Here is an 11,257-nt window from a genome sequence, read left to right as displayed (position 1 = left end):
CGCCGACACCGCCGCGAGCCGGGCCGACACGGTGAGCGCGTCGGCGGAGAGCGTGTCGCACGTGGTGGCGACGGTCGCCGCCGGGGCCGAGCAGATGGGCGCCTCGATCACCGAGATCTCGCACAACGCCCAGGAGGCCGCGCAGGCCGGGCGGGACGGGGTCGGCCTGACCGCGGCGGCCGCGAACGTCGTCGCCGAGCTGCGGGATTCCACCTCGAAGATCACCGACGTGGTGCAGCTGATCGCCACCATCGCCGAACAGACCAACCTGCTGGCACTGAACGCGACCATCGAGGCGGCCCGGGCCGGCGAGACGGGCAAGGGTTTCGCGGTGGTCGCCGGCGAGGTCAAGGAACTGGCCCAGGAGACCGCCCGGGCGACCGAGGACGTGACCGGGCGGGTCGCCGCGATCGAGGCCGACACAGCCCGGGCGGTCACCGCGATCGACGCCATCTCGGCCCGGATCGCCCAGGTCAACGACTATCAGACGGCGATCGCGGCGGCGGTCGAGGAACAGGCCGCGACGACCGCCGAGATGGCCCGCAACATCTCCGAGGCGGCCGGCGGCAGCCGGGACATCGCCGACGGCATCGGTACGGTGAACGGGGCGATGCGCAGCACGAGGGACTCGGTGGCGGTGTCGCACCGGGCCGCCGACGAGTTGACCGCGACCGCGCAGCGGCTGACCGGTCTGGTCGGGCGCTTCACGGTATGAGGCGGCTGGTCGGTAGTCTGGGCCGGTGACTGTTCGCGTGCGTTTCGCTCCCTCACCCACCGGTATGTTCCACGTCGGCGGCGCCCGCACCGCCCTGCAGAACTGGATCTACGCCCAGCAGCAGGGTGGTGTCTTCGTGCTCCGGATCGAGGACACCGACGCGGCTCGTAACCGGCCGGAGTGGACCGAGGGCATCATCTCGGCGCTCGACTGGATCGGCATCGAGCGGGGGACCTACGAGGGCCCGCACTTCCAGTCGTCCTACGCGGCCGACCACACCGCCGCCGCGACCCGGCTCTACGGCGAGGGCAAGGCCTACTACTGCGACTGCACCCGCGACGACGTGGTGGCCCGGTCGAGCAACAAGCACACCGGCTACGACGGCTTCTGCCGCGACCGGGCGCTCGGGCCGGGCGAGGGCCGGGCTCTGCGCTTCCGCACGCCCGACGAGGGCGAGACCGTGGTGATCGACCTGGTCCGCGGCAAGCCCACCTTCGAGAACAGGCTGATCGAGGACTTCGTCATCGCCCGCAGCGACGGCTCGGCGGTGTTCCTGCTGGCCAACGTGGTCGACGACCTCAGTATGGGGATCAACCACGTGTTCCGCGCCGAGGAGCACCTGCCCAACACGCCGAAACAGCAGCTGCTGTGGGAGGCGCTGGGCGCGACCCCGCCGGTCTGGGGTCACGTGCCGGTCCTGGTCAACGAGAAGCGGCAGAAACTGTCGAAGCGGCGTGACAAGGTCGCCCTCGAGTCGTACCGGGACGAGGGTTACCTGGCCGCCGCCATGCGCAACTACCTGATGCTGCTCGGCTGGTCCCCGACCGGCGACCGGGAGATCGTCCCGTGGTCGGTGATCGAGGAGGAGTACCGGATCGAGGAGGTCAACCACGCGCCGGCGTTCTTCGACGTCAAGAAGCTGCGGGCGTTCAACGGCGAGTACATCCGGGCCCTCACCCCGAGTGAGTTCACCCAGGTCTGCGCGCCGTGGCTGACCGGCACCGACACCATCGCGGCCCCGCCGTGGGCCCCGGCGGCGTTCGACGCCGAGGTCTTCGCCACGATCGCCCCGCTCGCCCAGACCCGGATCGCGGTGCTGTCCGAGATCGTCGAGAACGTGGACTTCCTCTTCCTGGACGAGCCGGTCGACGACGAGGCGTCCTGGACGAAGGCGATGAAGGACGGCGCCGCCGAGATCCTCGACGACACCGCGGCCGCCTTCGGCGCCCTGACGGACTGGTCCGCCGAGTCTCTGAAGGCGGCACTCGAGCGGGTCGGCGAGGCGCGAGGTCTCAAATTGGGCAAGACCCAGGCTCCGGTACGGGTGGCGGTGACCGGCCGCACCATCGGGCTGCCGCTTTTCGAGTCGATCGAGCTGCTCGGCAAGGAGCGCGTCCTGGCTCGCATTTCCGCTGCTAGAGCACGTCTCTGACCTACCTACCGCATTCGGCGGCCGGCACGCCATAGCCGGTCGTCGAATCCGGTGATGCTCTCCGTCACCAGGGTGACCACCGGCCCCACCCGTTGCGCGTAGTGGGTACTATTCGGCGGCTGATCAACGGCCGTTCCCGTCTCCGCGGTCATCCCCACATGGCTCCAATTCACCCCGCCTCGAGATGCGGCCGGGGCGGCGCCCAGGGAGGCTGGAGACCTGGGCCGTGTTCCGGTTCCACCGCCGGGCACGAGCAGCGGGTTGAGTGGGCCATGTCCATCCACGGGCGGGGAGGTCGGATGGTGCGGGGGGCGATCACGCGGCTGGTGTCGACGGCTGCGGCAGCAGCTGTGGCGCTGGCTCTGACATTGGGTGCGGCGCCGGGGGCGGCACTGGCCGCTCCGAAGGCGCCGCCGAAACCGGATGCGGTGCAACTGGTCGGCAACGGCATGGAGGAGACCGTCCTGGTCCGACAGGACGAGCGGCCCCGGTTGTTCCAGATGCTGACCAGCGAGGTGGACTGGCTGGCGTCCGCCCAGTCGTCGAGTTCGGCGCCGAAATCAGCTCAGCTGGGCCCGAAATACACCGTGACCCTGATGGTCAAGGACGCGCCGAGCCAGCTCTACCACCTGTACCCGTTGGCGCAGGGCGGGCCGCGCGCGCACCGGCCGGCGAAGCAGCCGTCCGGTAAGAAGTCCGAGGGCTGGTTCTACGGCCGGCTCTCCATGCCGGAGTCGCTGCGGCTCGGCGGCGCGCCGCTGGAGGTCAAACCGGATGTCGTGCACGGCGGCATCGGTGGTGGCGTCGGCACCGACCTCGCGTCGACCGAGGTCGACGCGATGGAGGAGATGAGCCAGGCCTTCTCCGAGTTCCGCCGGCTGTTCCTGCTCAACGGGGCGGTGCTGCTCGTCATCCTGACCGGTCTGGCCGGGATGGCGTTCCTCATCCGGCGGCGCGTCTGACGTCGTCCGGCTGCACGGTGCTCGTCCGGGGTGCCGCTGACAGTTCGACCATGCCGACCAGGTCCTCCAGGTCGGCGTCGAACTCGGCGGCGCCCTCGATCATTTCCGGGGACGATCCGGGGAGCCCGCCGGTGACCTCGCCGGTGGTGTAACCGAGCAGGAAAGCGCAGATCAGCCGGGCCTGGCGGGGCACCTCGGAGACCGGCACCCCGGCGTCGGCGAGGATGCCCTGGAGCGCGGCGGCCAGCCAGGACGCGGAGGGCCCGGCGGCGGATCGGTTCAGCAGGAGCGGGAAGGCGCTCGGGTGGGCCCGGGCCAGCGAGCGGACCGCCCGGCCCAGCGCGCACAGCCGGTGCCGCCAGTCGAGATCGGCCGGGTCCTGGCCGACGGTGGTGCCGAGTTCCAGGTGCAGCAGGTCGACGAGGCCGTCGAGGAGGGCGTCCTTGCCTCCGACGTACGGGTAGAGCGCCATCGAGGTGAGCCCGACGCGTTCCGCCACCGCCCGCATCGACATGGCTGCCAGCCCGCGCTCGTCCACCAGGGCGAGCGCCTGATCCAGGATCTGCCGTCTCTTGTCGTCCACCACGCCAACCTGACCAGCCCGACCGCTCCGGGGCCGGGAAACGCGCCCGTCACTCACCCGTACGGGGCAGACCTAGCACCAGCGGCCGGGGGGACGGCCGCGGCCCGCCGCGCGCCGCCGGGGCCGGACCGCGCCGTGCAGGTGGGCGCCGGCCCAGCCCCGTAGCTCGGTGCGGCATCCGACCCGGCCGGTCCCCGGGTCCACGATCAGCTCCTCGTCGGCCGGCTGCGCTGCCGGCGCGTCATCGAGGGCGGGATCCCTGTCGGAGCACGCGAACGCGTCGTCCCGTTCCATCATCTCGCCTCCTCGATCCGTGCGCGGGCCGGCTTCTCCCGGCACCGACTCTTCATCGGCACCGAGACGTCCGGTGTTAATCCCCGGCCGGACCGCCGTCCGACACGATGCCAGGTCACCGACTGAAATCGCGGGAGAGGCGCACCGCTACGCCGGTCAAATGTCATAAAAACTCCTAAAACCACGCAATGTCTTCGTTTTCAGCACATCTCCACCGGAAGCGCTCCCGCCCCGCGAGAAACGACCCCGGAAACACCCCGCGTCCACGAGTAGCGGCCCCGGAAACCCCCCGCGTTTGCGCGTAGCGGCCACGGAAGCACGTCCGGAAGGCCCCGGAAGCGCATCAACAGGACGCCGGGCACCGGAGGCGGGCGGCCGCGTGGAACTCTGGACGGCGTGGCAGACACCGACACCGGCACATCAGCCGAGGGCAGGCCGGACACCCCGGCGAAACCCCTGGCCCCGGGCACCCTGCGCCGTATCGAGCGGCAGGCGGGCACCCTGGCCAGCGCGGCGGTCGCCCGCATGGATGAGACGCTCCCGTGGTTCCGGGCGCTCCCGGCCGACCAGCGGTCCTGGGTGATGCTCGTCGCACAGGCCGGCGTGCGGTCACTGGTCGAGTGGCTGCGCTCGGGCGGCACGGTCGCGGCCAGCACCGAGATCTCCGACGAGGTGTTCGCCGCGGCGCCGCGGGCTCTGGCCCGGGTGATCACGCTCACCCACACCGTGGAGATGATCAAGGTGACGGTCGACGTCGCCGAGGCCGAGGTGCCGGGTTTCGCCGAGACCGGCGAGGAGGCGGCGCTGATCCAGGCGATCCTGCGGTTCTCCCGGGAGATCGCCTTCTCGGCCGCGCGGGTCTACGCCCGGGCGGCCGAGTCCCGGGGCGCCTGGGACGCGCGCCTCCAGGCCCTGCTCGTCGACGCACTGCTGCGTGGCGACTCCTCCGACGTGCTGGCCAGCCGCGCGGCTGCCCTGGGCTGGGCCGACGCGCCGCCGGTCGCCGTGGTGGTGGGCCGCTCCCCGGGCGGGGACATCACCGCGGTGCTGCACGCCGTCTACCGCGCCGCCCGCCGGGCCCGGCTCGAGGTGATCGCCGGGGTGCATGGCGAGCGTCTCGTCGTGGTGGTCGGCGGCGCGACCGATCCGGTGGCCGCGGCGACCGCGCTCAGCGGCGGTTTCGGGGAGGGTCCGGTGGTGGTCGGGCCGGCGGTGCCCTCACTCGACCAGGCCACCGAGTCGGCGCGGGCCGCACTGGCCGGGTTCCGTGCGGCACCGGCCTGGCCCGGCGCGCCGTCCCCGGTGGCCGCCGACGACCTGCTCCCGGAGCGGGTCCTCTCCGGCGACATGGACGCCCGGCGCAAGCTGCGGCACGACGTCTTCGGGGCGCTGACCCGGGCCGGCAGCGGGCTGCTGGAGACCCTCGACGCCTTCTTCGCCTCGGGGAGCGTGCTGGAGAGCGCAGCCCGGGAGCTCTACGTCCATCCGAACACGGTCCGTTACCGCCTGCGGCGGGTCGCGGAGGTCGCCGGGCTGTCCCCGCTGGACGGCCGGGACGCCTTCACCCTGCGGATGGCCCTGACCATCGGCCGTCTGGACCCCGCGACGTGACCGGGATCTCTCACCATTCGACACGTTCGAGGGAGGTATAAATGTGGTTGAAGTGACCCAAGAACACCTCTGTTTTGTAGGAACCCTACAACCCTGATCGTAGGGTTTGGTCGCGCCTGGCTACCCCGGAAAGCCGTTCGATCCGGAAGAGTCGAAGACGTGCTCGCCGTACTCTCCCCCGGCCAGGGTTCCCAGAAGCCCGGCTTCCTCACCCCCTGGCTCGATCTCCCCGGCGCCGAGGCCCGTCTGACCGAGTGGTCCGCCCTCGCCGGTGTCGACCTGCTGCACCTCGGCACCCGCGCCGACGCCGACGAGATCAAGGACACCGCCCGGACCCAGCCGCTGCTGGTCGCCGCCGCCCTGCTGGCCGGTGAGCAGCTCCCGCTGGACCGGGTCGGCGTGATCGCCGGGCACAGTGTCGGCGAGCTGGGCGCCACCGCCCTCGCCGGAGTGTTCACCCCGGCCGACGCGATCACCCTCGCCGGTGTCCGCGGCCGGGAGATGGCCGCCGCCTGCGCGATCGAGCCGACCGGCATGAGCGCCGTCCTCGGCGGTGACCCCGACGAGGTGGTCGCCACCGTCGAGAAGCACGGCCTGTTCCCGGCCAACCGCAACGGCGCCGGCCAGATCGTCGCCGCCGGCGCGCTGCCCGCGCTGGCCGAGTTCGCCGCCGCGCCGCCGGCCAAGGCCCGGGTCATCGCCCTGTCGGTGGCCGGCGCCTTCCACACCCCCTTCATGGCTCCCGCCGAGACCGCGCTGGCGGCGGTCGCGAGTGGTGTCACCGTGCACGATCCGGCCCGGACGCTCCTGTCGAACCTGGACGGCACGGCCGTCACCGGCGGCACCGAGATGCTCCAGCGCCTGGTCCGCCAGGTCACCGCCCCGGTCCGGTGGGACCTGTGCATGCGCACCCTCAAGGACCTCGGTGTCACCGGCGTCATCGAGCTGCCGCCCGCCGGCACGCTGGCCGGCCTGGTCAAGCGGGAGCTCAAGGGCGACGGCGCCCCCGAGATCGTCACGCTCAACACCCCGGACGACCTGCCGGCCGCCCTCGCTCTGATCGCCCGCACCGAAGGAGACGCACGATGACCGCGGGTTCCCGCATCCTCGCGATGGGCCACTACCAGCCGTCGCGTGTGATCACCAACGCCGACCTGGCCAGCACACTCGACACCAACGACGAGTGGATCCGGGACCGGGTCGGCATCGCCGAGCGGCGGGTCGCCGACGGCGAGTCGGTGGCCGACATGGCCACGTTCGCGGCGGAGAAGGCGCTGGCCACCTCCGGGCTCACCGCGTCCGACATCGACCTGGTCGTCGTCGCCACCTGCTCGGCGATCGACCGTTGTCCCAACGTGGCGACCCGGGTCGCGGCCCGGCTCGGGATCAACGCGCCCGGCGCGTTCGACGTGAACACGGCCTGTTCCGGCTTCTCCTACGCACTCGCCACCGGCGACCACGCGATCCGGGCCGGAGCATCCCGCAACGCCCTGGTGATCGGCGCGGAGAAGCTGTCGGACATCACCGACTGGTCCGACCGTACGACCGCTGTGCTCTTCGGCGACGGTGCCGGAGCCGCGGTCCTCTCCGCGGCGCCGGACGGTGAAGCTGCCGGGATCGGACCGGTGGTCTGGGGCTCCACACCGGAGAAGGGCGACGCGCTCAAGATCGCCGGCTGGCAGCCCTACATCAAGCAGGAGGGCCAGGCGGTCTTCCGCTGGGCCACCACGGCCCTCGCGCCGTTCGCGATCGAGGTCTGCGAGAAGGCCGGGATCGCCCCGTCCGAGCTGGCCGCCTTCGTCCCGCACCAGGCCAACACCCGGATCATCGACGGCATCGTCAAGCGGCTCGGCCTGAGCCCCGACGCCATCGTCGCGAAGGACCTCGTCGAGTCGGGCAACACGTCCGCCGCGAGCGTCCCCCTGGCCCTGTCCAAGCTGATCGAGCGCGGGGAGCTGCCCTCCGGGGCGCCGGTGCTGCTCTTCGGCTTCGGCGGTGGCCTCACCTACGCCGGCCAGGTCGTCCGCTGCCCTTAGTGCAGAAGACACCTGACCGTCGCCAGCAACATTTATTCAGGACGGTGGAGACGAAACCGGATTACCTACAGCGGGGCGGAACTCCGGGTAGGTCCTGAATGAATGTCGTCCGCACCATCGAGAGGAAAGATTCCCACAATGGCAACTCGCACAGAGATCACCTCCGGCCTCGCCGAGATCCTCGAGGAGGTCGCCGGGGTGAACCCGGACGACGTCGCCGAGGAGAAGTCCTTCACCGACGACCTGGACGTCGACTCGCTGTCCATGGTCGAGGTCGTGGTGGCCGCCGAGGAGAAGTTCGGCGTCAAGATCCCCGACAACGAGGTGCAGAACCTGAAGACTGTCGGCGACGCCGTCAACTACATCGAGGCGAACCACTGACATGAGCAACGTAGACGTCGTCGTCACCGGGCTCGGCGCGACGACCCCGCTGGGCGGGGACGTCGCGTCCACCTGGGACGCCATGCTCGCCGGCCGCTCCGGGGTGGGACACCTCACCCAGGAGTGGGCCGGCACCCTCCCGGTGCGCATCGCCGCACAGCTCGCCGTCGAGCCGTCCGAGGTCATCGAGCGGGTCCGGCTGCGCCGGATGGACCGTTCCGAGGCCATGGCCGTGATCGCGGCCAAGGAGGCGTGGGCCGACGCCGGCCTCGCCGACGCGGGAGTCGACCAGGAGCGTCTCGCCGTCAGCTTCGGCAGCGGCATAGGGGGCGCGATCACCCTCCTCGACCAGGACGACATCCTCGAGCAGTCCGGTCCGCGGCGGGTCAGCCCGCACACCGTGCCGATGCTCATGCCGAACGGCCCGGCCGCGTACATCGGTCTCGAACTCCAGGCCAAGGCCGGGGTCCGGGCCATGGCGAGCGCCTGCGCCACCGGCGCCGAGGCGGTCGCCCTCGGTCTCGACCTGATCCGGCTCGGCCGGGCGGACGTGGTGGTGGCCGGCAGCACCGAGGCCGTCATCCACCCGCTGCCGGTCGCCGGCTTCGCCTCGATGCGGGCCATGTCGACCCGCAACGACGAGCCGGAACGCGCCTCCCGCCCGTGGGACAGGAACCGGGACGGTTTCGTCCTCGGTGAGGGCGCCGGCGCGCTGATCCTGGAGCGGGCCGACCACGCCGCCGCCCGTGGCGCCCGGGTCTACGCGCGTCTCGCCGGAGCGGGCATCACCTCCGACGGCTACGACATCGTCCAGCCCGACCCGGAGTGCCGCGGCGGCATCCGTGCCATGCGGATGGCGATCGAGGACGCCGGCCTGACCGGCGCCGACATCCACCACGTGAACGCCCACGCCACGTCGACCCCGGTCGGCGACATGGGCGAGATCAAGGGGATCCGGGCGGCCATCGGCAGCCACCCGATCCTGACGTCGACCAAGTCGATGACCGGCCACCTGCTCGGTGCGGCCGGCGCGCTGGAGTCGATCGCCGCGATCCTGGCTCTCCGGGACGGCATCATCCCTCCGACCATCAACCTCGACGACCCCGACGAGCGCCTCGACCTGGAGGTGGCGGCCCACAAGGCGCGGTCCGCCGACATCCAGGCGGCGATGAACAACTCGTTCGGTTTCGGTGGTCACAACGTGGCCCTCGTCTTCACCCGCGCCTGAACCCCCTGCCGTGAGCCTGCACTCCTCGGGAGTCGATCCGACCCCGGTCGGGAACCACGACCCCGAGGAGCGGCTCAGGGCCCTCTTCGACCGGGGCACGACCAGGCCGCTGGCCTCCGGCGTCCTAGCGGCCCGCGGCCGTGTCGACGGGACCCTGGTCATCGGGTTCGCCTGCCTGGACGGTGCGCTCGGCGCCGCCGGTGGGCGTACCGTCGTGGCCGCTGTCGACGCCGCCGTCCGGGAACGTGTCCCGGTGATCGGCCTCTGGCACTGCACCGGGACCGGGCTCGCGGAGGGTGTGCCGGGCCTGGACGCGGCCGGTCAGGTGTACGCCGCCACCGTCCGTGCCTCCGGCCGGATCCCGCAGATCTCGGTGCTCCTCGGCCCGGTCACCGCCGCGGCCGCCTACGTCCCGCCGCTCTCCGACGTCGTGATCGCCACGCCCGGCCGGTCACCCGCGGATCCGGTCGCCGACCTCCTCGCCGCGGACCCGGACGACGCCCTGGCCGAGGCTCGCCGGCTCGCGCTGTTCCTGGGCGCTCAGGGCCGCTTCTCCCCCGACGACGTCGCTCCCGGCGGCACCACCGGCGTACCGCTGAACACCCTCGTGCCCACCACGACGGACCGCGCCTACGACGTGCGGCCACTGGTCCGGGCCCTGCTCGACGCCCCCGGCACCGAACTGCACGCCACCCGGGCCACGAACATCGTCACCACACTGGGCCGTCTCGCGGGCCGGACGATCGGCGTCCTGGCCAACAACCCACTGCGCCTGGGCGGCAGCCTGGACCCGGCCGCCGCCGAGAAGGCCGCCCGTTTCGTCCGCATGTGCAACGCGCTCGGCATTCCGCTGGTAGTCGTGGCCGACTCCCCCGGACTCCTGCCCGGCACCGGCCACACCGACACGACGCAGCGAGGCGCGAAACTGCTGCACGCCTTCGCCGAGGCGGTGGTACCCCGCGTCACACTGATCACCCGGCGTGTCTACGGCGGCGCCTACCTCGCGATGAACTCCCGCTCCCTCGGCGCCACCACCGTCCTCGCCTGGCCGACCAGCAGGATCGCGGCCATCGGGCCGAACGCCGCCGTCGACCTACGCCATCGCCGGGCGCTGGCCGCCACCCCACCGGCCGGCCGAGAGCTCCTCCGGGCCCGCCTGCTGGCCGACGAACTGGCCTCGACCAGCGCTTCCCGAGCCGCCGAACAGGGCCTGATCGACGACATCGTCCTCCCCCAGCACACCCGCCGCCGCATCGCCGAGACGCTCGCCGCCACACCCGCCGGCCGCGGCAATCACACCAACATGCCCTTATAAACCCCATATTTGGTACGGCCACCCAGCCCCACGAATCCCACGCCGTCCCGCCCTACGACGCGACGCAGCCCATCCGTCCCACGCCCGACGCCCCGCCGGGCCGAATGCGTCCGTCCCGCTCACCCCACCACACCGCCATGCGCGACCCACACTCCCGACACCGGCCCAACGAGGTGGCGCCACCGTCTCCGCGACCGAGAGACAGAGCCTTTCTGCGGGTTGCTGGATGCCCTCCAGGCAAGCCCCGAGTCGAGCGACCTCCCGCGCCGCCATCGAGTGGCGATCCCCTCGAATCCCTCCGAGAACGACCCCGTGGGGCGACTTGACGGCAGAGCGGCTGGCGGCCTCGGAAAGACTCGACAGCGACGGCAGCCCGTCAAGATCAATGACAGGTCCACCCTCACCCCGCGGATCTTGAGTAACTGACCACCGATAGCGGTGGTGAAACGGCCAAGATCGCGCAGGCAATGGGCGCCACGGGCGGGCCGGGACGACCCGCCGGACGAGATGGCCCGCCGGACGAGATAGCCCGCCGGACGAGATGGCGGAACCAGGCGGGAGAACGGCTGGGACGGCCCGCCGGACGAGACAGCGGGAGGGCGCGAAGGTCGACGGCCGGGTGGCGGGAGCGGGGGTGGGGGTGGGGGTGGGAGCGGGGGTGGAGGTGGAGCGGGAGCGGGGGTGGAGGTGGAGCGGGAGC

At 71.9% G+C, this 11,257-nt stretch carries 10 protein-coding genes; 8 read left to right on the top strand and 2 right to left on the bottom strand.

The window, feature by feature from the left end:
• The first annotated feature begins 740 nt into the window (after nucleotides 1-740).
• Both gltX and ACFO0C_RS03630 read left to right on the top strand, forming a co-directional pair.
• Nucleotides 741-2,147, top strand: coding sequence for a glutamate--tRNA ligase (gene gltX / locus ACFO0C_RS03635; protein ID WP_378065049.1), 1,407 nt, complete (start codon nucleotides 741-743; stop codon nucleotides 2,145-2,147).
• A 299-nt stretch (nucleotides 2,148-2,446) separates the two neighbouring features.
• Nucleotides 2,447-3,109: a hypothetical protein gene (locus ACFO0C_RS03630; RefSeq protein ID WP_378065048.1), complete on the top strand. Its 663-nt coding sequence runs from the start codon at nucleotides 2,447-2,449 to the stop codon at nucleotides 3,107-3,109.
• Here the strand turns inward: ACFO0C_RS03630 and ACFO0C_RS03625 are convergent.
• Entirely contained in the window at nucleotides 3,090-3,692 is a 603-nt protein-coding gene (locus ACFO0C_RS03625; RefSeq protein ID WP_378065047.1) for a TetR/AcrR family transcriptional regulator, read from the bottom strand. The two genes, ACFO0C_RS03630 and ACFO0C_RS03625, sit on opposite strands and share 20 nt — an antisense overlap.
• Before the next feature lie 72 nt (nucleotides 3,693-3,764).
• Complete coding sequence (locus ACFO0C_RS03620; protein ID WP_378065046.1) at nucleotides 3,765-3,989, bottom strand: hypothetical protein; 225 nt, start codon at nucleotides 3,987-3,989, stop codon at nucleotides 3,765-3,767.
• 453 nt (nucleotides 3,990-4,442) lie between these two features.
• On the opposite strand from ACFO0C_RS03620, the gene ACFO0C_RS03615 reads away from it, so the two are divergent.
• The 6 genes from ACFO0C_RS03615 (at nucleotide 4,443) to ACFO0C_RS03590 (ending at nucleotide 10,557) form a co-directional block, all read left to right on the top strand.
• Nucleotides 4,443-5,597, top strand: a complete 1,155-nt coding sequence (locus ACFO0C_RS03615) for a PucR family transcriptional regulator (RefSeq protein WP_378065548.1) — start codon at nucleotides 4,443-4,445, stop codon at nucleotides 5,595-5,597.
• A 159-nt stretch (nucleotides 5,598-5,756) separates the two neighbouring features.
• Nucleotides 5,757-6,686 (top strand): ACP S-malonyltransferase, encoded by a 930-nt coding sequence (locus ACFO0C_RS03610; RefSeq protein WP_378065045.1) that lies wholly within the window; start codon nucleotides 5,757-5,759, stop codon nucleotides 6,684-6,686.
• Nucleotides 6,683-7,633, top strand: a complete 951-nt coding sequence (locus ACFO0C_RS03605; protein WP_378065044.1) for a beta-ketoacyl-ACP synthase III — start codon at nucleotides 6,683-6,685, stop codon at nucleotides 7,631-7,633. The genes ACFO0C_RS03610 and ACFO0C_RS03605 overlap by 4 nt, the downstream gene beginning before the upstream one ends.
• Nucleotides 7,634-7,771: 138 nt before the next feature.
• Nucleotides 7,772-8,014 carry an acyl carrier protein gene (locus ACFO0C_RS03600; RefSeq protein ID WP_109591874.1) on the top strand — a complete coding sequence of 81 codons (243 nt, stop codon included), beginning with the start codon at nucleotides 7,772-7,774 and terminating at the stop codon, nucleotides 8,012-8,014.
• A 1-nt stretch (nucleotide 8,015) separates the two neighbouring features.
• Complete coding sequence (fabF, locus tag ACFO0C_RS03595; RefSeq protein ID WP_378065043.1) at nucleotides 8,016-9,242, top strand: beta-ketoacyl-ACP synthase II; 1,227 nt, start codon at nucleotides 8,016-8,018, stop codon at nucleotides 9,240-9,242.
• Nucleotides 9,243-9,252: 10 nt separating this feature from the next.
• Nucleotides 9,253-10,557 (top strand): carboxyl transferase domain-containing protein, encoded by a 1,305-nt coding sequence (locus ACFO0C_RS03590; protein WP_378065042.1) that lies wholly within the window; start codon nucleotides 9,253-9,255, stop codon nucleotides 10,555-10,557.
• Nucleotides 10,558-11,257 lie beyond the last annotated feature (700 nt).

Origin of the sequence: Actinoplanes subglobosus, from assembly GCF_042650585.1 — a bacterium.
In the GTDB taxonomy this organism is placed as follows: domain Bacteria; phylum Actinomycetota; class Actinomycetes; order Mycobacteriales; family Micromonosporaceae; genus Actinoplanes; species Actinoplanes subglobosus.
This window is presented reverse-complemented; position numbering and strand designations above follow the sequence as displayed.

What these genes read in the sequence shown, in the direction of transcription:
- ACFO0C_RS03620 (WP_378065046.1), bottom strand. Translation starts at nt 3,989, where the DNA reads ATGATGGAACGGGACGACGCGTTCGCGTGCTCCGACAGGGATCCCGCC.
- ACFO0C_RS03605 (WP_378065044.1), top strand. Translation starts at nt 6,683, where the DNA reads ATGACCGCGGGTTCCCGCATCCTCGCGATGGGCCACTACCAGCCGTCG.
- ACFO0C_RS03630 (WP_378065048.1), top strand. Translation starts at nt 2,447, where the DNA reads ATGGTGCGGGGGGCGATCACGCGGCTGGTGTCGACGGCTGCGGCAGCA.
- fabF (WP_378065043.1), top strand. Translation starts at nt 8,016, where the DNA reads ATGAGCAACGTAGACGTCGTCGTCACCGGGCTCGGCGCGACGACCCCG.
- ACFO0C_RS03600 (WP_109591874.1), top strand. Translation starts at nt 7,772, where the DNA reads ATGGCAACTCGCACAGAGATCACCTCCGGCCTCGCCGAGATCCTCGAG.